We start from the raw sequence: 21,490 nt of genomic DNA, 5'->3' as shown, positions 1-21,490 counted from the left end.
TGGTCCTCCTCTCTCTTCGCCGGGTCTCCTACCGCGTCAGCCGTCGGTCCCACGGCCGCTCAACTCCGCCACCACGTCCACGATCAGGTCCTCCTGCCCGGCGATGGCCTGCCGCCGGCCGAGTTCGAAGAAGACTTCTCGCGGGTCCACACCCGCGGCCCCGGAGAGTTCGACGACCCGGTGCTTGAAGCCGGAGAAGACTCCGGCCAGACCGCTGACGATGCTCATCGAGGCGGTGACCGGTGGGGCGGGCATGAGTTCGCGCTCGGCCAGGTCGGCGGCGTCCAGCAGCGCGTACAGGTCGATGCCGGTGGCGAACCCGCTCCGCTCCAGCACCGGCACCACCACTTCGAGCTGGGTGTTGCCCGCCCCGGCTCCGAAGCCACGGGCGCACCCGTCGATGATCAGGGCGCCGGCGTGGGCGGCGGCCACCGAGTTGGCGACGGCCATTCCGAGGTTGTTGTGCCCGTGGAAGATCACCGGGACGGTGTCTACCGCCTCGACGATCGCGGCGATCCGCGCGGTGACGTCGGGCGGGAGGAAGTGCCCGGCGGAGTCCATGATCCCGACACCCTGGGCCCCGTATCCGACGGCCCGTGCGGCCTGCTCGGCGAGCTCGTCCGGCGAGGCCATGTGACTCATCATCAGGACGCAGTGGGCTTCGGCGCCCGCGTCCCGGAGGAAGCCCAGGTGGTGTTCGGCCAAGGACGCCTCGGTGGCGTGTACGCCGACGCGGAAGACGTCGACCCCGTGGGCGATCGCCCGGCGGAGGTCGTCGGAGGTCCCCCAGCCGGGCAGCATGAAGGTGCCCAACCGGCTGTGGCTCAGCGCCTCGCGGACCGTCGACAGCATCTCGTCGTCGGTCGCCGCGGCAAGCCCCACCTGCAACGAGGAGGCGCCCAGACCGTTGCCGTGGCCGACCTCCACCACCGGGATCCGCGCCGCGTCCGCCGCTTCCGCGTAGCGGCGCAGTGCGGTCAGGCCGAGCTGGTGGCGGACGGCGTGCTGGCCGTCGCGCAACGTCGGATCGTGGATCACCACCTGTTTCACGACGGCACTCCCGTCCGGGACACCCGGTCCGGCCGGGTCGCGTACTGCTCGGCGACCAGGACGGCTGCGGCGTTGATGATGTCGAGGTTCCCCGCGTACGGGGGCAGGACGTCGCTGTGCGCCGTGACCTTGAGGACGATCGTCACCAGGTCGTCGGCGGCGGTGCAGGCGACGACCTCGTACCCGGGGGCGAAGGACCGCACCTGCTCGGCGGCCCGGTCGACCACCGCTCGCACCGCCGCCGCATCGGCGTCGGGCACCCGGGCGTGGATGACGGTGCGGAAGGTGGCCGGCGGCACCGCCGGGCTGATGTTGAGGATCACCTTGACGTCGCTCACACCGGAGAACGTCGTCACGGCGTGACCGGTGGCCGTCACGTACTCGTCGAGGTTCAGCCTGGTCGCGCGGCCGGCCACATCACTGGCCACGGTCGACACGACTTCCAGGTACGTCACCGGGAACCGGGCCGCGAGCGCGTGCACGACCGGAACGGACGCCTGGCCTCCGCAGCTGATCAGATTGACGTTGCGCGCGGCCTCGGCCGCGACCCCGGTCACGGTGGGCGCCACCATCTGCCCGACCTTGCTGGGGGTCAGGTCGATCACCAGCGTCCCGAGCGGCTCCAGCAGCGGCCAGTGCTCCCGGTGGGACGCGGCGCTGGTGGCGTCGAAGACGACGTCGAACGGAATCGGCGCCGCCAGTACGGCCTCGATGCCGGCGGCGTCGGTGGGGCAGCCGAGGCTCTCGGCGTACCGCAGGCCCGCCGACTCGGGACGGCGTCCGGCGACCAGCCGGCAGTCCAGTCCGGGCGACCGGTCGATCTTGCTGACCAGGTCCCGCCCGATCGCCCCGGTGCCGATGACGGCGACCGTCACGGTCTCGACGATGTCCGGACGGGAGTTCGTCAGGCCCGCGGCGAGACTCAACGGATGCCTCCGGGGCACCGGAGGCGGGGGGCCGGCGCATGATGTGCGTGGCGACGGCGGGCGCCGGTCGTCTGTCTCGCCGTGTCGGGTTCGTAGGTTCTCATGAACGTTGTTCCCACCCTTCCGTCTGCGCGCGGCTGCTCCGTGGCGGTCCTGGCCGCGGGCGGCCAGGTGCCTCACCGGGATCTCCGTCCGTTCCGGACCGTGTACCGACGCGGTCGGGTCACGACGCCTCTCCCGCGTGCCTCGCGCAGCCGTCGATCAGTCGTCTGTGCCGGTCGGCTGCCGAGAGGTGAGGCGTCAGTGACGCGTTGCGCGGTCGCGCTGGGAGACGAGGAGTCACCGGCCGCATGTCGTCGCGCCGAAAAAATCGGCCGTGAGCGCGAACCGGAGGCTTGACTCGGTGTGTTGAAGCCCCGCTGACGGCATGTCCTCCCATGCATGCACGTCGCCGGCCGCCGATTCACCCGCCCAGCGGCGGCGAACATATCAGAAGACCGCAGGACACAACCCCCCTCATTCATGAATGGGTTGATCTTCCGGGGAGGCGCCCGGCGGCTCCGTCCCGGGCATGTGAGCGGCGGATGCGTGCCGTTCCCCGCAGGACCTGATCCTTCCCTCGACTCCACCGCGGACGCCGACTACTCTCGGGAACCCCGTGCACCTGGCTGTGCGGGTCTCGGCGCGCGACGACGGGCTGGTGGGGCGTCGCCGGCGGGCAGCCACATCGAAGGGGGAGGCAATGTACTGCGGGTTGCGCTGCCACGCGCTCTCATGACCGCGTCGACGACCGACAAGGCCGACGCTCAACGACCCGTTCTGGGACGTGACTTCTCCCGGCTGTGGTGGTCCGCCGCGGTGTCGTCGCTCGGTGACGGGGCCACCATCGCCGCCGCGCCCCTGCTGGCCACCCGTCTGACCGACGACCCCCGCCTGATCGGCGCGGCCTCGGTCGCCTTCACCGCGCCCTTCCTGCTGTTCGGCATCCCGGCGGGGTTGCTGGTGGACCGCGTCGACATCCGGGCGATGATGGTGCGCGTCGACGTCGGCCGGGCCGTCCTGCTGGCGGTGCTCACCCTCGGGATCCTCGGTGGCTGGGGCGGGTTGCCGCTGCTCTACGTCTGCATGTTCCTGCTCGGCGTCGGCGAGGTCCTCTGCCGCAACGCGGCCCAGGTACTCGTACCCTTCATCACCCCGCAGGCGGGTCTCTCCACCGCCAACGCGCGCATCATGGCCGCGCAGGAGGCCGGCACCGGCTTCATCGGCCCGCTTCTCGGCGCGCTGATGTTCGGTGTGGCGACGGCCCTGCCCTTCGGCGTGGACGCGGCCACCTTCCTGTGCTCCGCCGTCCTGATCAGCCGCATCCGCCGCACCAGGCCCGTCGAGCGTGCACCGGACAGGTCCGGCGTGATGCAGGAGATGCTGGCCGGCGCCAGATGGCTGTTCTCGCATCATCTGCTGCGCAGCCTCGCCCTGGTGTCCTGTCTGATCAACCTCGCCGGAAGCGCGATGCTCGCGGTCCTCGTGGTGCACAGCGGGAAGGAGCTCGGCCTGGGGCCGTTCGGGTACGGCGTCCTGCTCGCCTGCCAGGCGGTGGGAGCCGTTCTGGCCTCACGCTTCGCGCCCGCGCTGACGGAACGGCTCGGCCGGGAAGGCGCGTTGGTCGCCACCGCCGTCCTGATCACCACGAGCGAGACGGTGCTCGCCGCCGTGCCCTCGATGTACGCGGCCGGCGTGGCCCTCGCGATCTTCGCCTGCGGGACGGTGACATGGAACGTCGTCGTGGTCGTGCTGCGGCAGACCCTGGTGCCGCAGCACCTGCTCGGTCGGGCGAACAGCGTGTACCGGCTCGTGGCCTGGGGCGGTCTGCCCGTCGGTGCGGCGGCCGGCGGGTTCGTCGCCGCGGAGGTCGGCACCCGCGCCGTGTTCGGGGCCGGCGCGGTCGTCATGGCGGTGGTCGCGACGGGGCTCCTCGTGGGCGCCCGCCGCCGGTGGATCACCCGCGCCGCCCCGGCTCCGCGCACGACGGAAACGGACTGAGCGGGCAGCCGTCCGGCGCGCCGCGGGACGCCGTCACGGCACTGAGCACGGCAGCGCCCCGGACCGCACCGCACCGAACGCGGCACCGTGCCGAACGCACGGCCCATCTTGGAAAGGGACACCCATGACGACGACCACGAGTCCGCGCACCCCGCCCAGGTCGCGGCTGGGCCACGCGTACGGGGAGCAGCTCGCACGGAACGGGCCGACGGGCCGCCCCACCGCGGCGGCCCTGGAGTCCGCCACGCTGAGACTGGCGTACCAGGACCGGTTTTTGACCGGCCCCGCCTTCCTCGGCGAGAGCGAGCTCCGCACCCTCGTGGGAGACCTCCACACGGTCTACGGGCTGCTGCGCTCGCTGCCGGAGCGCGGGTTCGGTGGAAGCGTCACCGCACTGGCCGCGGCGGTCGGCCTGGACCCTTCGCAGTCGGCGCTCATCACGCGGAGCGCCCGGACCGGGTCACTTCTCCCGCTGGGGCGAGCCGATCTCTATCACGACGGCACGGGATTCAGGCTTCTCGAATTCAATATCACCAGCGCCCTCGGCGGATTCGAGAACGCGGACATCAACCGGGCGATGCTGGCCTATCCCCCGCTCGAAGAGTTCGTAACGCGGCACGGGCTGCGCTACGAGGACACGCTGGGCCATATGGTGCGGACCATGTACGCGGAGTGTGCCGCGAACATCCCCACCGGCCGGGCGCCCGTCGTCGCCGTGGTGGACACGGTGGAGAACTTCGCCGTCGTGGGACCTCGTCTGCGGGTGTTCGCCGAGAAGCTGGCCGACTTCGGGGTCGAGGGGATCGCCTGCGACCTCGGCGCGATCACGTACCCGAACGGCCGTCCGACGGCCTCGGGCCGAACCGTCGACGTCGTCTTCCGGTACTTCCTGCCCGAAGACCTCACCGACCCCACCGCGGCGGCCCAGCTGGAGCCGCTGCTGACCGCGGTCGAGCAGGGGAGGCTGGGCCTGTTCAGCCGACTGGACGCCGAGCTGTACGGCAACAAGGGCACCCTGGCGATGCTCTCCGACGAGGAGCACCGTGACCGGTACGATGCCGCCGAACTGGCGTGCCTCGACCGGATCCTGCCGTGGACGCGGTATGTGCGCCCCCGCGCCACGGACCCCGGCGGCACCCGGGTCGACCTGCTCGACCACGCCCTGGGGCACCAGCACGAGCTGATCCTCAAGCCGACGCTGCTGCACGGCGGCAACGGCATCATCGCCGGCTGGACGGTGGACCCGGCCGAGTGGGAAAGCAGGGTCGCCGCGGCGATGGACGGCCCGTTCGTACTCCAGCGCCGTGTACGTCCCACCGCCGAGCCGTTTCCCGACGGCGCCGGCGGCGTGCGGGAACTCTTCCTCAACTGGGGCCTCTACCTGAGCGCACGCGGCGCCGAGGACGACGGCTACGCGGGAGGCTTCGTCCGGGGCAGCACCGATCCGGCGGTGGGGGTCGTCAGCATGGGCAGCGGCGCCACGGTGGGCTGCGTCTTCCACGGCGGCGACCACTGATCCCACGCGTTCGGGCCCGACCCTGCGGCGGGAGTGCCGTCGGACTCCGTCGTCCGATGACCGGCTCGACGCAGAGGTCCGTCGGGGCGACTCCGCGCGTCGATCGCCCTGACACTTCTGGCTGTCCCGAAGGCGTACGCGCTCCCGGCGCGCCCCCGCCCGTCGCGGCCGCCTGCACGGGATCGATCCCCGGACATCGCCTTGCCTTCCTCGGCCTCGCTGCCGCGCTCCGCCGCTGCGGAAGGCTTCACGAACCAGCCGGATGGACGGGGGCCTGTTCGGTACCGATCGCGTTCTGGATCAGGCATCTCGCCAGCGTCTTTCCGTGGCCGAGCGGCTCTGGTGTCCCTCCTCGTTGGAGGCCTGCCATGGCTCCGTCGTACACGAGCAGTACGTTGCCCGCCAGGGCGGCGGGGGCCTCGGTGGTGACGGCTTCCGCCAACTGGTTCAGCCGCGTGAGCAGGAGGGTGGTCTCCGCCTCGATCACGGCGCGGACGGGGTGGTCGAGGTCGGGCAGTTCCGTGCTGGTCGCGAGGAAGGCGCACCCACGACCCGGGGTGTACCGGTCCCGGTAGGCGGCGACCGCGTCGAACAGGGCCAGGAGCTTCTCGACGGGTGTGGCCGCGGCGTCCACCGCTTCCTGCCATACCTGTTCCCAGCGGTCCAGGCGCCGTTGCAGCGCGGCTGCGATCAGCCCGTCCTTTCCTCCGAAGTGCGCGTAAAGCGTGCCGGGAGCGACGTGGGCGTGGTGCAGCACCTGATCGACGCTGGTGCGGGCGATGCCGTCCCGGGAGAAGAGCTCGTCGGCCGCGTCCAGCAATCGCTCCCTGGCGGACGGTCGGGGCATGGCTTCGGCGGTCTCCTGATCCATGCACCTCAGCATAACGAGCGTTACAGTGAAACGGTCGTTTCAGTGGGGTGGGAGACGGGCGAGTGTCTCGTGCCCCGTACCGGAGGGTGCGCACATGAAGGAACTGACCACCGCGGGGCCTGCCCGCACCCGAGCGCCCCTCGGTGCGGGCCTGGTCCTCCTCAGTTGCCTGAGTGTGCAAGCCTCGGCAGCACTCGCCTCGACACTCTTCGATCGGCTGGGCGCTCCCTCCGTCGCCGGGTTGCGGCAGCTCTGCGCCGCCTTCGTCCTGATGGCGCTGGTGCGTCCGAGGGTCCGTGGCCACACACGGCGGGAATGGGCGGGCATGGTCGTCTACGGCGCGGCGATGGCCGTGATGAACGTGGCCTACTACTGCGCGGTGAGCCGTCTCCCGTTGGGCGTGGCGGCGACGCTGCTGTTCCTCGGGCCGTTCGTCGTGGCGGTCGCCTCGGCACGCGCTTGGCGCGAAGCGCTCTTCCCCGTGGTCGGTCTGGCGGGCGTGGTCCTGGTCACGGAGCCGGGCGGGGAAGTCGAGTGGGCAGGAATGGCCTTCGGACTCCTCTCCGCGCTGGCCCTTGCGTGCTACACCGTCTTCGCCCAGCGGGTGGGCCGGGCATCCTCCGGGCTGGAGGGGCTGGCCGTATCGGTCTGCATCTCGGCGGTGCTGCTCCTCCCCTTCTCCGTTCCCGCCGCCCCGAACGTCGACGGATCCGGCTGGGGCCTGGTCGCTGTCTCCGGCGCCGTCGGGGTGGCCCTCGCCTTCACTCTCGATTTCCAGGCCGTGAAGCTGGCCGGTGCCAAAGTGGTCGCGACGCTGTTCTCGCTCGACCCGGTGATGGGCGCGCTCATCGGTGCCCTCGCCCTCGCCGAAGCTCTCTCCGCACCGGTGCTCGTCGGCATGGGACTGATCGTGTCAGCCGGCGCCGTAGTGACCTGGCGTGCTGACAGCATCCCGGTTCACCGATGCCGACCAGCGCGGACCGCCCGTGACACGGCGACCGGGAAGACCATCGGCAGCGCCCCACCAGGCGTCGCTCCTGCTGCTGTCCGCACCCGACCTTCGCCCCGGTCCACCACCACGAGCGCCACGCGGTCGAATGCGGGATCCATTGCCTCAAGCCGGTCCGCGCCGTTGCCACCCGATGGGACAAGCTCGCCGTCCGCTATGAGGCGACCCTCCTGGTCGCAGTTCTCGACGCATGGCTCTGACTGGCAACGCGCGTCGAGACGCTAGCCGTTCTCCCTGCCCGGCAGAGGCGCGCCGTCCAGGAAGGCTTCATAGGCATCGGCTGCGTCCGGCTTGACCTCAGGGGCCGAGGGGGCGTAGCGAGTGTCGGCACGGTTCCGCTTCGGGCCGGAGACCCAGAACTCCTCGCCGGTCTCGATGTCGTAGAAGTTGGCATCGAACATCCCCCCTGCACGGCGCAGCGTTCGCCCGTGGAAGTGCGCGGTCCCCCATGTCTTCGAAAAGTCCACCCACTCGATCCACGAGGGCCCGCGGTCGGTGTCATAACCCGTCTTCAGCTGCACAAACATGATGCGTCGAGGCATGCGCCCAGGGTCTCAGGGTCTCCCTGGAATCTCACCAGCGTTTTCGCGGCACGCCCGAGCTTGATCTTCAACGTGCGCCTGAGAACGGTACGTCGCACCTGGTCACTCGGTGCGGCAACCGCCGTACGCGGAAGCGGCCTTCGTCCGAACACGTATGAGGTCGGCCCTGACCTCGGTGCCACTGCCCGGGTCGGCGGACAGCCGGCTGGTCCTGGCCGCCGATGTCACCTGCTGGCTACGGCCGGACGCCCACACCTCACCGGAGCCAACCCCGTGTCACACCTACGGACGGGGCAAGGACCAGACCATTCCCGATCTTGGCCGGCCGTACGCGATCGTCCTGCGAGCCGGGACCCGGCCGCAGCTCGAGCCGACCTCGAGGCGAAAGCGAGGGCCGTCAAGTGTAGATCCCGCCTTCGAGGTTGTCGAATATCTCGACCCATTCGCTGTATTCATGAGCGAACGGCAGGGGGTCTACAAGGCGGATCGCGTCGCGAATGGCGTCGACTTCCCGCTTGCGGCGGGCATACTCCACGTCCTCATCGCCCTCGTCATCACCGCGCGTGTAATTTTCAACGTACTCGACGAACGATCGGACGGTCCCGGCCAAGGAGGAAACATCCGCATGAACGGGAATGGCTTCCATCGAGGCATCGGTGTACTGGTAGACGATCCCTGTGATGGGGTCGATGACTACGGCGTTGACGGGGAAATGCCCGATCTTGATCAGCGTCTCGACCCCTTCGGGGAACTTCCAGCCCTGCGATTCCTGCACGGCGCGCCGCCAGATATAGCCATCGTCGAATTCTGCAGGGAGAACGAAGGAGATCTCGTAATCCTCGGCAGACGGAATTCCAACCTCGGTGAAAAAACCGAACGTCTCCGCGGTGAATCCGTTGCGCCCTGCGGTCCCGGTCGGCAGGCGATGAACATTGCCCTCGCCGACGGCAGTCGCCAGCGCACCGTAATCGACATCGAACAGCATGCCCTAGTACTCCAGCCGTAGTGCGTGATCTTCATGCCTGAGTGGCTTGTCGACGGTAGTGGCTGGCCTGGGATCGGGCCTGGTGGCGGCGCCAGTCGGACCAACCGAGCCGGTGGGCGGCATCGTGGACGCGTCGGACAACGAGTGTGATGAACAGGCACTGGATCTCGTTGCAGGCGAGCGGACTGAGGGCATCGGGTGCGGGGCGGGTGCGCTCGTTCTGCGCGTACGACGGCGAGGAAGGCGTGCGCGAGCATGGCGAGGGTGACCCAGCGGGACCAGGAGGCATAGCGGGGGACCTGGTGCTCGTCGAGTGCGGCCAGGCCCTTGCCCGACTGGAAGAACTCCTCCACCCGCCATCTTGATCCAGCGACGTTGACCAGCACGGGTGCGGGCGAGTAGCAGCGGTAGTAGGCGAGTTCGCCGGTGCTGCGGTTACGGCGGATCAGCAGCTGACGACTCCCGGGTCGGGGGTCGGGGAGGTAGATGACTGCCCAGTCGTAGAGACGGTGGCCCTTGGCCCCGGCCCCTGCGGAGAGCTTCTGCCAGGCCCGCTTGGGCACCTTCTTGGTCAGGGTGTCCGCACGGAACCTCCCCGCCCCGGTGGTGACTTCGTGCGAGCAGGCCACCGCGAGGACGTAGCCGGTGCCGCGTTCCTCCAGTGCGGTTCGCAGCTTGGGGTTGCCGCCGTAGACCTCGTCGCCGACGACCCATGCGGCCTCGTGGCCGGCGTCCAGGAACCGGGCGACCATACGAGTGGCCAGTTCCGGCTTGGTGGCGAAGGCGGTGTCCTGGTCGAGTCCGGCATCCCGGCAGCGGTCAGGGTCGGAGGTCCATGAACGCGGGACGTACAGTTCCCGGTCCACTGCCGCGTGCCCGCGCCGGCCGGCGTAGACCAGGTAGACGGCGACCTGGGCATTTTCGATCCTGCCCGCGGTACCGGTGTACTGGGGTTGGACGCCGACCGTGTCGGTGCCCTTCTTCACGTCCCCGGTCTCGTCGACCACCAGTACCGCCTGGTCGTCGTGCAGGTGATCCACCACGTAGTCACACACATCGTTGCGGACCCGGTCGGCGTCCCACTTGGCCCGGCCGAGCAGGTGCTGCATGCCGTCCGGGGTCCTCTCCCCGGCCCATTCGGCGATGGTCCAGCAGTTCTTGCGCAGCAGGTCCGACAGCAGTCCGAGCACCAACGTCCGGACCCGGAACCGGGGTTCGACCCGTGTGAACCGTCCCGCTATCCGGCTCATCAGGCCCTCGAACGCCTCCTGCCAGCGGGCAGGGTCTACGCTGTGACCTGCGGCCACCGCGTGATCGTTCGTCTTCACACACCGATGATCAACGGGTGGCCGCACCCGTCTCCACAGCGCGTCGGGGTCGCGCAGCGTCCTCGCGCCGTTCCTGTGTCAGGAGGACCTGTGCAACGTGGCGAAGTCTGGTGGGTGGAGTTCGACGAGCGGCGGCCGGTCGTACTGCTGTCGGGAGACGACGCGTCCGGGATCCGGGTGATGCAGGTCGTCGCACGGGCGGGTGTCGACATCACCGGTCTGGGAGTCGAAGTGGCAGTAGGCGCCATGGAAGGACTGCCCTTTGAAGGCGTGCTGCGGTTCGCGTTGCCGCGTCCGGGCTTTACCCCTTGCACGTGGCTGACCACCGTGTCCCGGGACGACCTGATCGAGCGAGCGGGCGTTCTGTCCTCCGCGAAACTCAGCGAGATGGAGAACGCCCTCCGTCTCGGTGAGCAGGCGAAGGAGTGGACCCCGGCGACGACCGCGAAGCTCAGCGAGATAAGGAACGCCCTCCGTCTCGGTGGACTCGGGTAGGCGGAGAAGAACGGACGCCCGCGACGGCGTGGTCGGTCTCGTCCAGATGATCGACGCTGCCAGCTGCCTCCTCGGCGCCCCTCACGATCGAGATCACGAACTACGGCTGGAGTACTAGCCCCGCTTCCCTTTCCTCGCCGCTTCCAGCGCTCGAGACCATCACGCCCAGCAGCAGCCCCGGAGGATCGACCACGACGTGCCGTCTGCGCCCGTTGATCGGCTACCCGCTGTCGAAGCCCCGACTGTCCGTGCCGACAACCGCGTCCGCTTCGACTGACTGAGAATCAATCACCCCCGCACTCGCCCCGGCATCCCGCCCAGCTTCCAGGTGGACCCGGCCGCGCGGCCGGTCGTGGAACTCTCTGACCTGCACGCGGTCGCGCCAACGGCGGAAGAACGCGCAGACTCGGTCCCACGGCGGGAAGCCGCCGCCGGTCGACCGGCGGAAGACGGGCGGCGGACACCACCTGATCTGCGACGGACGTGGCACCCCGCTCAAGGTCATCACCACTGCCGCGAACGTCAACGGCGCACCCGGACGCTCGCCCTGGTCGACAAGTTCCCGCCCATCGGCGGCCGCCCGGGCCGGCCCCGCCGCCGGTCCGACGCCCTGCTCGGCGACAAGGGCTACGACTCCACCCCGAACCGGGACGCGCTGCTCGAGCGCCGGATCCTGCCTGTCATCTCGCGCAAGGGCTGCCCGACCTCGAAGGGATGGGCAAGCTCCGCTACGTCGTCGCGCAGGCCTTCGAGCTCCTCCACCACTTCAAGCGCCCAAGACTTGTCCCCTAACGAGTTGGTGCGTGATAACGGGTGAGGCGTGCTTGGCCTGGCCCTGGCCTGTTGTCAGCCGTTGTTGGTGCGGTCGGAGACGAGGCCGGCGGTGGCGCGGTAGGTGTCGGGCAGGCGGTCGCGACGGTGGGTCCAGCGCGTCAGTTGTTTCCAGCGTTTGTGGTCGGCGAGAGCGTGTTCGACGCTGATGCGGTCGGACGAGTGGTCGTGGCGCTCGCGTGCCCACTGTTCAACTCTGCCGGGCAGTGCTCCCGGCCGGGGCTTTCTGGGTGGTGTTATCGCTTGTCCTCGGTGGTCGCGACTGAGGCCGAGGTAGCCGTCGTCCAGGAGGACCTCGACGTCGGAGAAGTGCTGGAAACAGGCGGCGATGCCCTCGTTGCGGGCGGCCGTGGCATCGTGCATACGTCCGGGTCGCAGGGTATCGGTCCATAGTGTTCGGCCCCGCCAGTCGGCGATCACGGTGGCCTTCATGGTGTTCTGCTTCTTCTTGCCCGAGACGCACGCACGGCGCCCGCCGCGGTTGGCCGGCGGTCTGCGGACCTGGATCTCGGTAGCGTCCAGCCGCAGCTCGATGCCTTCGGCCTGGGCATAGGCGAACACGTCCGTCAGCGTCCGCAGACGCAGGCCTGGGCGGTCGGGGACCGCACACCCCCGCTCGGCCAGAAGCGCGCGTATCTCCTGGACGGCCCGGGTGATGGTGGAGCGATTAACGCTGAACGACAGGCCCAGGACCGAGTGCGGCAGATCATGGCGCAGATGGATCAGCGTGGCCACCAGCCGGTCGACGAAGACCAGTTGGTGACGGGCGCCGGCACCCGCAGCCCGCTTCCTGACCCCACCCCGCGCAGCATGGCGGCGGCCTTCGACGCCGGCCTGCTCCAGGCGATGCCGACCCCCGCCCCGGTGTAGGGACCGCAGTTTGGTGCGCACAGCTTCCTGCGGAAACGGGGAATTTCGCGCGTGATGAGCACTGCGTGCGGGTGCCGATCATGAGCAGAACGCTCCGCTCGGGTGTCTTGGGTCGTCGCTGCGAGTAGCGGCGGCCGACTCTTGCCTTCCGGGTGACGAGTTGACGTCCCGTCGCGGTGACCCGGGGCATTCCCCAGTACAGGCGCAACAGCCGCACCGGATGGCGGCGTAGGAGCCGGCACCATCGAGCACCCCTTCCCCCGCGGTCTACGCCGGCCTGGCCTCGATGACGAAGCCGCCGGGAACCTAGGTCGACGGCGCACACGTCGCCCGAGCCCCGCCCCCGGCAGCCACCTCTCACCGCATGACCAACACCGCCAGCGCGACTTGAAGGACGGTATAGAGGTCCTCGATCGGGTGATGAAGGACTGAACAAACACGCTCATATCACGCCAAAGAGGGCGGTCGTAGTGAAACGGGTGGGAAGAATTGGCCTTCCGGAATGCCCCACAAGCCTGGCTTGTATCCCACAGGCATGCCCCTTCTGCTCTTCGCTTCGCAGTCGCCGAGGTTCGCCCTGCACAGAACGGATGCACTCATGTCGCTTCTTCGCCGCGGCAGCAGCACGACGCTGGACGGGCCGGCCAGCCCACGGCCCTCCGCGCTGACGCTGCTGGCATGGACCAATGTTCTGATGGGGCTGTCCGCCGCCTCAGCCACGTTCGCGACCTGTCAGGTCCTAGGAGAGGAAGCGGACTTCATCGCAGCTGCCTTCGCCTTCGCCATCATCGCCGCCACCTACACGCGCGACCGGCTGACCGGACCCGACAGTGAGGACGCCCCGGGAAGCCGCGAAGCATGGATGGCCCGCCACCACCAGGCCATGCGGACATGGATGGGCCTGTGTGTGCTGCTTGCCCTCGTCACGGCCGCGCTGCGGCCGTGGTGTGCGCTCGCACTGGTCCTGGCCTGGATCTCCGCACGGTTGTACGCCAAGCCATGTATCTCCGCCCGCGGCCGACGGGTGGCCCTGCGGCAGCTTCCCGGGACGAAGGTCCCATACGTCGTCGCCGTGTGGGTGACAGTGGCGATCCTGCCTGTCGCGGCCGGCCACAACCTGCTGACGCTGGCGTCGACCTGGTGGTGGGCCCTGAGTGTGCTGCTGATCGGATCCGTCGAGGTCATCAACAACGACCTGCGCGACGTCGGCGCGGACCGCCTGGACGGCACCCGGAGCCTGCCAGTACTCCTGGGGGTGGCCAGAGCCAAACGGCTCGGCTACGCATTCGCAGTACTCGGTCTGTTGGTCTCTACAGCTGTGGCACCGCTGGTGGGGCTGGTGTGGGGCGGGTACGCTGCGGCCCTGCTCGCCTGCCACAGCCCGGAGCGAGACGCCCGGCTGCGCCCCTGGATCGAGTCCCAGGTCGCTGTTGCCGCACTGGCCGCGGCCGTCCCCGCCGGCGCTTTCGGCCTTTGACGGGCAGGAGACCGTCACTCAACCGCCGTCCAGATCAGGGCGGGTGCCCCGGAGCGGGTCGGCGATTCCGGCTCTGCGCACCTCAGCGGGTTCGGACCGTCGGCCGATCCCCGTGCCGTCCTCACCGGTGCTGCCTGCGCGCAGGGGCCTCGGCCGGGTGCGTGCTGGCCGCGGCGGGGTGGGGCGGCCCCACCGTGTGGCGGCGGGGGCGCATTCGCCTCGGGCCGGGTGCGCTGCGCGCGCTCGCTCGATCGGAGTATGGGAGCGGCCCGGGCCGAATCGACAGCAAATACCTGCATGGCCCGTGGTACACCTTTCTTGTTGATCAAGCATGGCGCTGCCGCGCGGGTTGGGGGCTGATCCGCGGCCGATCCTGACTCGGGCGCCGCTTCCCGTTACCGCGAGGTGCCCGGGCTCGTCTGTCCGAGACCTCCGCGTCATCGGCCTGCCAGCAGTGCCTCCCGGAACAAGGACATCGATGCTCACCTTCACCACGCGGCGGCTCATCAGGCTGAGCGATGCCGACATCCACGGCAACGTGCACAACCTGTCGATCATCCGCTACGCCGAGGACACCGCGGTCGAATGGGTGTGCGCGCTGCGCGACGAGCTGGGTCTGCAGACCTACTGGGGTGCCGTGGGAGTCCAGGCGGAATTTACCCGGCCGCTGCCCTGGACCACCCCGGAGACCCAGCTGGCACTGCGGGCGGAGAAGGTCGGACGGGTCAGCCTGCACCTGGTCACGTCGATCTCGTCGCCTCTGGGTGAGCATGCCCAGGTCCGCACCCGTGCCATGCGTCTCGACGCCTCCGGCACCAGGACAACCATGACCCCAGATGAACGGGCCTGGTACCAGCGGTATCTGGTGCGGGACACCTCGCACCCGGACGCTGCACGAGTACTGCAGCCCAGCTGAGGAACGCCGCAGGGCCTTCCGTCAGCCGCTCTGCCCGCGCCGGAACGCCGCCGGAGGGCCTCGGTGTGCCACAGGACCCGCTGCTCGCTCCGTCTCCCGCTTCAGCATTCTGGCGAGACCGTGCACGGACACAGCGCAGCAGGCGGCGGGCTCCGGCCCGTTGTGAGCGCCCATCATGAAGCCGCTGAGCAGCTCCCTGCTCATCGGCCCTGCCACCCCACCACCGGCGACACCACCCCTGTCGAGGAGCTGCACACCCATTGTTCCCCCCCCTCGCTCTACCAGCGTTACTTGGCGCCAGTGCCCGGCGTTTTGGCCCGCACCCTCGAACAGCTCCTCGCCCCCGCGGCACAAGCCTGACCGGGCCGCTGCTCGTCGACGCCGCCACTGCCCCGTGTCCGGCGTGAGGCGGCCTCAAGGTGTGGGGTCAGCCGCGGCGGCGGAACAGCCCGCGGAGCTTGCCCGGCTCCCGGTGGTCGTACTCGGGCCCCAGTGGCGTGGCGGCCTGGAGCCGGGCGGCTTCGGCAGCAGTTTCGTCTTAGGAGGAACGAGGCACGGTGACGATTTCGGCTTCTGCGGATACGCCGCTGGCGGCCACGCGGCACGTCCAGGGTGCCGTCGAGCGCGCTTGGCGCTACTTGAACCGATTCCTGGACGGTGGTGCCCCCTCGGCGCGGCTGTCTCTTGACGTCTCCTTCAGCCGCAGCTTTTCCGGTGCTCGGGCACGTGCGGTACTTCGCGAGCGTCTGGGTGCGGATCCGGGATTCGATCTGGCCGACGAGGCATTCACGGCCATAGTCGCCTTGATGCTCCTGCCTCCCGCCGCCACCGCGGGGGACAAGGAACTGGCCCTGCGACTGAGCCGTCAGATGGAGGCGGCCCGCTGGCAGCGTCGGTATCGCTTCTTCCTCGGATCCAACGGCTTTCCTGCCGACACCGACTGCACAGGCCTGGCCGTAGGTGCTCTATACGAGCACGGCTTGCTCGCCCCTGCGGACCTCGAAGCACACGTGGCCGATCTCCTGCACGCGGCAGCACCCGCTGACAGCGTTCCCCGCCAATACGGCGACGATGATGCACTCCGTGCGCGAGTCTTCATGGTCTATTGGGAAGACGGCCTGGAACCCCATGCCTTGCGCCGCGGACGCAAGCACGACGCGGTCGCCTGTGCCAACGCCCTCTACACGGCTCAGCTCAGCGACCTCCACACCGATAGCGAGAGCGCGGCGGCGGTTATCAGCACCTCGACGCGATACCTGGCCGAGCACCTTGAGTCCGGGCGATACCTGAACGGCACCCGCTATTACCCATCTCCCGGCGCGTTCCTCTACGCGCTCTCCCGCCTCTGTGCCCGATTCCCCTCCAGCGCCCAGGTCCTCGCCACCCCCTTGCGCCGCGCCCTCCAGGAACGCGAACAGGCGAACTCCTCACCGCGTACGGGCGGCGAGCCCGGCCCCATGGCTCTCGCTTTCCGGACGCTGGCAGCCGACAACCTCGGACTCACCGCCGGCCAGGACCAGCGGCGCACCCTGATTGCCCAGGCCCAGCAGTCCGACGGTTCCTGGCCGGCCAGCCCGTACTATCGGATGGGGCGGTTCCCCGTGTACTTCGGCTCGTCCTACCTCACCACTGTCTTCGCCCTCACGGCACTGCGAACCCGCCAGACACTCCAGACCGCCACACCCGGCAGCTTCTCCGGCTGGACCGCCGCCCCGGCCGGCTAGGGGTGCTGCGTGGCCTGAAGCGGGCTGAGGTTGCCCCGGACCATCCCGGCCACGCCACGTCTGGACCGCACCCCGAAGACCTCGCCCGGTGGGGGCATCGCCATGTCGGTCCCTCAACGGCCAGGCCCTCGGCGGCGGTCACTGGTCGCCCTCAGGTCGACCCCGCTGCGATCGTCCGGGCGATGGTCGCTGACGTCGACCTGGCCTGCTCGCCGCCCTGCCCGCCCGGCCCGGCCCCTACGGCCCGAGGGCAGGGCTGGAGGGAGGCTGATCCCTTGGAGTTGACACCCCTGACAATGGATCTTGACGACCTCCGTATCCGAAAGAGTGCAGGAAGGACGCTGTCGCGCTCTACCGAGCCGCGGCCGGGAAGCGGACCTACGGCGCCTCGGCAGCAGCACGTTGCCTCAGAGCATCGCCATTCCCGCCACGGTCGTCGCCAGCAGTACGACGACAGCGAGCGCGTTGATCACCACGTCCAGCTTCTGCCCGCGGCGTGCGGCGGCTCGGTCCAAGGTGAAGTCGGCAAGGCCGCCGGGGGCGTAGTGGACCGTGACGTCACGGCCGTACGAGTCGGCTGGGTCCGGGAGGTTGGACGTGCAGTGAGCCGTGACGACCGTGCCCTCGTGGGTGGTGAACGACACCACCGGGGTGATGGTGGTGGAGGTGCCGTTGTCCTGGTCTAGGGTGACGTCCTTGAGGACCGCGATGATCCGTCCGTGCGCGGTGTCCATCGCGGCCAGTTTCTCGATGCGGTGGTTCTTGGCACGTACCGTTCCGGGCAGATGAACAGCGGCGAAGACCGACAACGGCCCGCCGAGGCCGATCAGCGCCCACGGCCACCCCCAACCGGCCGCCACGAGGGCCACCAGCCCGCAGTAGACCAGGAAGAGTGCGAAGGTCGGCCAGCCCAGCCCGCGACTCGGCTCCTCAGGAGTGGAGGAAAGCCGGTAGGCATGCGGCCTGCCTCGCGGGTGGCTGACCCCTATCTCCCGCCCCTCCCACGCAGAGGTGATCACCTCCCCTCGCTCACCGTCGTTGGTCACGGTGACCTCCTGACCAGAGGTCGCGTCGCGGTAGGAGATGACCACCGATATGCCGCCCGTACGGGACCCGCCGTGCCGGGGCAACCGCACCTGCTCAATCCGCCCCGTGTACCGGACCATCCGCTGTGCCTTGGTCACTCCGGCCAGCGCCATGCCGTACCCGGCCAGCGCCAGCACAGCCCACACGCCACACCACAGCGCGAGGAACTCTTCCCAACTCATGACGCCCACCTCCTGCCGGTCCGGTCAACTACCGTTACGCCGGAGCACTTCGCCCTTCCCGTCCGCCTCGAGCATTCCCGTGCCCCCGCCCCCGGTGACCACAACTCTGAGCGTGAGCGGTCCGGTGACGCTGTCGGCGGTGAGCTGCCAGCTCCGCGGTGAGTCGACGTTGAGCGTGGTCCGGGCCTCCTCGACCAGGCCGGCGACGCGCTCGTAGGGCAGGGACCTCGGGTCGAACCCGGCGACCTTCACACCGGCGGGCGGGAAGACGACCGTGAGCAGGCGGTCCTGCACGACGACGGTGAGCGCGTGACGTTTGTCCGCGGTCTGCGTCAACGACTCGACAGCGCGGCGCAGTTCGCTCTCATCGAGCATCGATCGGCCAGGGCCGATGGCGACCGTGCCTGTCACAGAGGTCACGAGCGTCGCGGAGGATGACGAGGAGGAAGAGGAAACAGACGGTTTGGGGGCAGCGCCGTTATCGCCCTCGTAAGAATCGAACAGGTCGGCACGGAAGAGCAGAAGCACGGCGGCCACGCCGAGCAGCAACCCGAAGAGATTGAGGAACCCGCTGAAGGAGCTGTCCGGGGTCTCGCTCCTCATGACCGGACCGGGCACCGAGACCACCCGGGCCACAGCCGCCCGTTCCTCCCACTGCGGCGTCGGCCGCCTCACGATCCGCGTCTTCCACGGCCGGTCCGGCGGGTACTCCACCACCACAGTCCCGCCTGGCCGGTACTCGGTCAGCTCGACGCGGTTGACGTCCTGCCACATCTCGACTCGGAACGCAGGCGCGTCGTCCGGCACGACGGACAGATCGAATCGCACTGGCACATCACTGGTCTCACCCCTGACCGCCTCCAGACTCTCGATCGCCGCGAGCGCCGTGCGCGGAACGAATGCCGCCTCGCTGGCACGACGCGGCAGCGTGGCAAGGAAGAAGAGAAGGCCGTAGAGCGCGGGCACGAGCAGTCCCGTGACAAACATCGGCACGCTCTCGACCATCCAACCTCCGATGAAGGCCGTCAGCGACGCTCCGATGACACCGGCCGTCAGAAACCCAGAAGCGAGATCGGCAGGCGAGTGGTGCGCGGGCGGAGCACCCACACTCATCGTCATGGCGCCATTGTGCCCGCCATGGGCAGCAGCGAACAGATCTACAAGTCGAGACGCCGATGCGGGCTCAACCACGACACATAGCCCGCATGTCGCCGGTGCCCGGTCCGCCTGGAGCGCTACCCGCCCGGTGCCGCTGATACGCGGGCCTGTCTGTGGCGCCGTGAGCGATGTGGCGGGGCGCCGCAGCACCTTGACCGTCGTGCGAATCTCCGCTGAGCTGGCCGCGCAGGAGACGCCCGTTTCCTCGGCCCTCGGCATACCCATGCTCGCTGCACGGACGGGCCCGGGCTGCGTGGTCCTGAAACACCTCCGCCGGTGAGAGCAGCGGGCGGGTTCTTCGTGCCGCCGGGCGGCGAGGAGGAGGTGGCTCCGCGGCAGGGTCACCTGACAACGCTCTCCAGGCCGGGTCGGTAGTGTTCTTGCAGCTGTCGCTGCGGGCTCAGGCGTTCAGGAATGTCTCGAGACACCTGTGGCCCTGGCCACAGGTGTCTCGTGCATGGGGTAGTGGCCGCTGTTGGCGATCTCCTCCAGTTCGGCGTTCGGATAGTGGCTGAGCCACGTGGCGCGCATGGGCTGTCAGGGCGAGATCGTGCTCCCCGACGATGACCTTGACCAGAACGGGGTCGCCGGTGATCCGGTCTGTGAGGTCGGCGGTGACCCAGTCCTTCACGTACCCGCCGAACGCCTCCCGGGTCGATCACTCCAGAGAGCGGTAGACCATCGGGTCCACCCATACCCGTGTAGTGCGTCGGCCGGTGACCAGGTCCACGATGGAGCGTCGCTTGTCGCGGTCCTGCGCGGCACCGTAGTACCGGTGACATGCTTGCGGTCGCCGTAGCCGCGGTAGTCGAGGCAGGCGAAGCTGAAGGTGTCACCGTCCAGGTAGTCCAGGAAGGGCACCCAGTCGGCGCTGGTGCCGAACCAGTCGTGGAGCACCAGCACTTTGTGGTCGCCTAAGAGGTCGTCTCGTTTGGCTCTCCAGGCAAGTTGGTGGGCGCCTGCGACTGCCGTGGCGGCAGGGTTACATGCCGCGGTCCGGCCCGCTCCACGGCTCTGGCCGTTCACCAACGGTCATCGGAAGCCGGCGCAGCTGTACCGGTCCGGGGTAGAAGGCGGAGGTGTTGGGGCCGGCCATGTCTTCGCCGATGAGGTAGCGGTAGAGCCATTCGGCGAAGCTCATGTCGTACTGTGCCCAGCCGCCTTCGCCGTCTTCGACCAGGAGCCAGAGGGTCATGGCGCTCGCAGCGACGAGGAAGATTGTCTCGCCTCGGTCGGTGCTGGCGATCGGCCACAGCCCGTTGCGGGTGCCGAAGCTCAACTCCGTGAGTCGAAACAGCAGGCGAGGGTCCTCGTCCGGATCGAGATCGTCCCAGGGCACCTCGGACCAGGCGCGGACCGTGTCCCGTATGTTCTGGCCCAGATTCCAGCGTTCGGTCGCGGGGTGGTGCAGGTACAGGTGGCCGTTGAGCTGGATGGGAGCGTATGCGTCCACGAGGGTCTGGTAGTCGGTCGGCAGCCGGATGTCGAGTTCGGCGTGGAGCCGGTCCCAGGCGGCGGGGTCGGCGTAGCGGTTCTGGGCCGGGCCGAGCATCGCCATGGCGGCGGCCAGGTAGTCGGTCATGGCGTTCCTCGCTGGTGTGTGCCGCCTATGCGGCGGACACCCCCTCTATCGGGGGCATTCGGTTACGGCATGGATCATCCCAGCTCGGAGGTCTCGCCGGTCAGGCTGTCAGCCTGCGGTAGCAGATCAGGGCGGCGGCGATGCCGGCGAACGCCAGGAAGTGTTCGGCCTTCCGCTCGTAGCGACGGTGCAGACGGCGGCATCCGGACAGCCACGCCACGGTGCGCTCCACGGTCCAACGGTGACGGCCAAGGCGCTGGGAGGATTCGATGCCCCGGCGCGCGATGCGCGGTGTGATGTTGCGGGAGCGGAGCCACGTGCGCAGCCGGTCGGAGTCATAGCCCTTGTCGCCGTGCAGCTTGGCCGGTCGACGGCGGCGCGGCCCACGGCGGGACCGGATGGGCGGAATGCCCCGCACCAAAGGCTCCAGACCCTGGCTGTCGTGGGTGTTCGCAGCTGAGATCCCGATGGAGAGGGGCAGACCGGTCCGCTCCGTGATCAAGTGGATCTTTGATCCCTTCTTGCCGCGATCTACAGGATTCGGACCCGTCAGGTCCCCCCTTTGAGGGCCCGCATGTTCACCGAGTCGATCGCGCACCGCGACCAGTCCAGTCCGCCGCGTGCGCCGAGCTCGTCCAGGACCAGACGATGGAGTTTGCCCCACACGCGGGCCCGGCTCCACTCGGTGAAGCGGCGGTGCGCGGTCGGCCCGGACGGGCCAAAGTCCGGTGGCAGTTGCCGCCACGTACAGCCGGTCGTGGCCACGAACACGATGGCAGCCAGTACCTGCCGGTCCCCATAGCGGCGTCGTCCCCCACCCTGTGGCCGCACCGGCGCCGCCGGAACCACCCGCTGGAACAACTCCCACAACCCGTCCGGCACCAGCCGCTCCACCATCGCCA

Annotated in this window: 17 protein-coding genes and 2 pseudogenes; 8 read left to right on the top strand and 11 right to left on the bottom strand. The window is 69.2% G+C overall.

The window, feature by feature from the left end; translation table 11 throughout:
* Positions 1 to 36 precede the first annotated feature (36 nt).
* Entirely contained in the window at positions 37 to 1,050 is a 1,014-nt protein-coding gene (dmpG, locus tag ACH4RG_RS20675) for a 4-hydroxy-2-oxovalerate aldolase (RefSeq protein ID WP_397917821.1), read from the bottom strand.
* Positions 1,047 to 1,976 (bottom strand): acetaldehyde dehydrogenase (acetylating), encoded by a 930-nt coding sequence (locus ACH4RG_RS20670; RefSeq protein ID WP_398539941.1) that lies wholly within the window; start codon positions 1,974 to 1,976, stop codon positions 1,047 to 1,049. The genes dmpG and ACH4RG_RS20670 overlap by 4 nt, the downstream gene beginning before the upstream one ends.
* 774 nt (positions 1,977 to 2,750) lie before the next feature.
* On the opposite strand from ACH4RG_RS20670, the gene ACH4RG_RS20665 reads away from it, so the two are divergent.
* On the top strand, positions 2,751 to 4,016 hold the full coding sequence (locus ACH4RG_RS20665) for an MFS transporter (protein WP_397927294.1): 1,266 nt from the start codon (positions 2,751 to 2,753) through the stop codon (positions 4,014 to 4,016).
* Between the two features lie 124 nt (positions 4,017 to 4,140).
* Positions 4,141 to 5,532 (top strand): hypothetical protein, encoded by a 1,392-nt coding sequence (locus ACH4RG_RS20660; RefSeq protein WP_398162660.1) that lies wholly within the window; start codon positions 4,141 to 4,143, stop codon positions 5,530 to 5,532.
* A 247-nt stretch (positions 5,533 to 5,779) separates the two neighbouring features.
* Here the strand turns inward: ACH4RG_RS20660 and ACH4RG_RS20655 are convergent, their stop codons facing one another.
* Positions 5,780 to 6,403, bottom strand: a complete 624-nt coding sequence (locus ACH4RG_RS20655) for a TetR/AcrR family transcriptional regulator (RefSeq protein ID WP_397927292.1) — start codon at positions 6,401 to 6,403, stop codon at positions 5,780 to 5,782.
* A 94-nt stretch (positions 6,404 to 6,497) separates the two neighbouring features.
* Here ACH4RG_RS20655 and ACH4RG_RS20650 point away from each other — a divergent pair, with 94 nt between their 5' ends.
* Positions 6,498 to 7,637 (top strand): EamA family transporter, encoded by a 1,140-nt coding sequence (locus ACH4RG_RS20650; RefSeq protein ID WP_397927291.1) that lies wholly within the window; start codon positions 6,498 to 6,500, stop codon positions 7,635 to 7,637.
* Here the strand turns inward: ACH4RG_RS20650 and ACH4RG_RS20645 are convergent.
* Positions 7,634 to 7,954 carry a hypothetical protein gene (locus ACH4RG_RS20645; protein WP_398539940.1) on the bottom strand — a complete coding sequence of 107 codons (321 nt, stop codon included), beginning with the start codon at positions 7,952 to 7,954 and terminating at the stop codon, positions 7,634 to 7,636. The genes ACH4RG_RS20650 and ACH4RG_RS20645 overlap by 4 nt on opposite strands.
* 151 nt (positions 7,955 to 8,105) lie before the next feature.
* Here ACH4RG_RS20645 and ACH4RG_RS20640 point away from each other — a divergent pair.
* Positions 8,106 to 8,322, top strand: a pseudogene (locus ACH4RG_RS20640) (transposase); the annotation flags it as partial.
* 29 nt (positions 8,323 to 8,351) lie between these two features.
* Here the strand turns inward: ACH4RG_RS20640 and ACH4RG_RS20635 are convergent.
* Both ACH4RG_RS20635 and ACH4RG_RS20630 read right to left on the bottom strand, forming a co-directional pair.
* Positions 8,352 to 8,939 carry an SUKH-4 family immunity protein gene (locus tag ACH4RG_RS20635; RefSeq protein ID WP_397917814.1) on the bottom strand — a complete coding sequence of 196 codons (588 nt, stop codon included), beginning with the start codon at positions 8,937 to 8,939 and terminating at the stop codon, positions 8,352 to 8,354.
* A 31-nt stretch (positions 8,940 to 8,970) separates the two neighbouring features.
* Positions 8,971 to 10,189 (bottom strand): annotated as a pseudogene (locus tag ACH4RG_RS20630) (IS701 family transposase).
* A 168-nt stretch (positions 10,190 to 10,357) separates the two neighbouring features.
* Between ACH4RG_RS20630 and ACH4RG_RS20625 the strand changes: the two are divergent.
* The gene (locus tag ACH4RG_RS20625) at positions 10,358 to 10,762 is read left to right on the top strand and encodes a type II toxin-antitoxin system PemK/MazF family toxin (protein WP_397927289.1); all 405 of its coding nucleotides are present in this window, start codon (positions 10,358 to 10,360) and stop codon (positions 10,760 to 10,762) included.
* A gap of 846 nt (positions 10,763 to 11,608) precedes the next feature.
* Here the strand turns inward: ACH4RG_RS20625 and ACH4RG_RS20620 are convergent.
* Positions 11,609 to 12,484: a transposase family protein gene (locus ACH4RG_RS20620; RefSeq protein ID WP_397917812.1), complete on the bottom strand. Its 876-nt coding sequence runs from the start codon at positions 12,482 to 12,484 to the stop codon at positions 11,609 to 11,611.
* 577 nt (positions 12,485 to 13,061) lie between these two features.
* On the opposite strand from ACH4RG_RS20620, the gene ACH4RG_RS20615 reads away from it, so the two are divergent.
* From ACH4RG_RS20615 to ACH4RG_RS20605, 3 genes are all read left to right on the top strand, one after another.
* On the top strand, positions 13,062 to 13,940 hold the full coding sequence (locus tag ACH4RG_RS20615) for a UbiA family prenyltransferase (RefSeq protein ID WP_398539939.1): 879 nt from the start codon (positions 13,062 to 13,064) through the stop codon (positions 13,938 to 13,940).
* A 478-nt stretch (positions 13,941 to 14,418) separates the two neighbouring features.
* Positions 14,419 to 14,856 carry a hypothetical protein gene (locus ACH4RG_RS20610; protein ID WP_151513813.1) on the top strand — a complete coding sequence of 146 codons (438 nt, stop codon included), beginning with the start codon at positions 14,419 to 14,421 and terminating at the stop codon, positions 14,854 to 14,856.
* A gap of 557 nt (positions 14,857 to 15,413) precedes the next feature.
* Entirely contained in the window at positions 15,414 to 16,580 is a 1,167-nt protein-coding gene (locus ACH4RG_RS20605; RefSeq protein ID WP_398539938.1) for a hypothetical protein, read from the top strand.
* A gap of 407 nt (positions 16,581 to 16,987) precedes the next feature.
* Here the strand turns inward: ACH4RG_RS20605 and ACH4RG_RS20600 are convergent, their stop codons facing one another.
* The 4 genes from ACH4RG_RS20600 to ACH4RG_RS20585 form a co-directional block, all read right to left on the bottom strand.
* Positions 16,988 to 17,848 (bottom strand): DUF3592 domain-containing protein, encoded by an 861-nt coding sequence (locus ACH4RG_RS20600; RefSeq protein ID WP_397917808.1) that lies wholly within the window; start codon positions 17,846 to 17,848, stop codon positions 16,988 to 16,990.
* 24 nt (positions 17,849 to 17,872) lie between these two features.
* Positions 17,873 to 18,967 carry a hypothetical protein gene (locus ACH4RG_RS20595; RefSeq protein ID WP_397917807.1) on the bottom strand — a complete coding sequence of 365 codons (1,095 nt, stop codon included), beginning with the start codon at positions 18,965 to 18,967 and terminating at the stop codon, positions 17,873 to 17,875.
* Positions 18,968 to 19,988: 1,021 nt separating this feature from the next.
* A complete protein-coding gene (locus tag ACH4RG_RS20590; RefSeq protein ID WP_398539937.1) occupies positions 19,989 to 20,588 on the bottom strand; it encodes an SMI1/KNR4 family protein in 600 nt (199 codons plus the stop codon).
* Positions 20,589 to 20,688: 100 nt separating this feature from the next.
* A protein-coding gene (locus tag ACH4RG_RS20585; RefSeq protein WP_398540032.1) for an IS5 family transposase occupies positions 20,689 to 21,485 on the bottom strand; the annotation gives its coding sequence in 2 pieces (ribosomal slippage) (positions 20,689 to 21,147 and positions 21,150 to 21,485; 795 coding nt in all).
* Positions 21,486 to 21,490 lie beyond the last annotated feature (5 nt).

Origin of the sequence: Streptomyces sp. NPDC021019 (assembly GCF_044333295.1) — a bacterium.
In the GTDB taxonomy this organism is placed as follows: Bacteria; Actinomycetota; Actinomycetes; order Streptomycetales; family Streptomycetaceae; genus Streptomyces.
This window is presented reverse-complemented; position numbering and strand designations above follow the sequence as displayed.

Excerpts from the sequence above, each read along its gene's own strand:
- ACH4RG_RS20665 (WP_397927294.1), top strand. The coding sequence starts at position 2,751 with ATGACCGCGTCGACGACCGACAAGGCCGACGCTCAACGACCCGTTCTG.
- ACH4RG_RS20590 (WP_398539937.1), bottom strand. The coding sequence starts at position 20,588 with ATGACCGACTACCTGGCCGCCGCCATGGCGATGCTCGGCCCGGCCCAG.
- ACH4RG_RS20650 (WP_397927291.1), top strand. The coding sequence starts at position 6,498 with ATGAAGGAACTGACCACCGCGGGGCCTGCCCGCACCCGAGCGCCCCTC.
- ACH4RG_RS20595 (WP_397917807.1), bottom strand. The coding sequence starts at position 18,967 with ATGACGATGAGTGTGGGTGCTCCGCCCGCGCACCACTCGCCTGCCGAT.
- ACH4RG_RS20635 (WP_397917814.1), bottom strand. The coding sequence starts at position 8,939 with ATGCTGTTCGATGTCGATTACGGTGCGCTGGCGACTGCCGTCGGCGAG.
- ACH4RG_RS20645 (WP_398539940.1), bottom strand. The coding sequence starts at position 7,954 with ATGCCTCGACGCATCATGTTTGTGCAGCTGAAGACGGGTTATGACACC.
- ACH4RG_RS20615 (WP_398539939.1), top strand. The coding sequence starts at position 13,062 with ATGTCGCTTCTTCGCCGCGGCAGCAGCACGACGCTGGACGGGCCGGCC.
- ACH4RG_RS20600 (WP_397917808.1), bottom strand. The coding sequence starts at position 17,848 with ATGAGTTGGGAAGAGTTCCTCGCGCTGTGGTGTGGCGTGTGGGCTGTG.
- ACH4RG_RS20655 (WP_397927292.1), bottom strand. The coding sequence starts at position 6,403 with ATGGATCAGGAGACCGCCGAAGCCATGCCCCGACCGTCCGCCAGGGAG.
- ACH4RG_RS20660 (WP_398162660.1), top strand. The coding sequence starts at position 4,141 with ATGACGACGACCACGAGTCCGCGCACCCCGCCCAGGTCGCGGCTGGGC.
- ACH4RG_RS20610 (WP_151513813.1), top strand. The coding sequence starts at position 14,419 with ATGCTCACCTTCACCACGCGGCGGCTCATCAGGCTGAGCGATGCCGAC.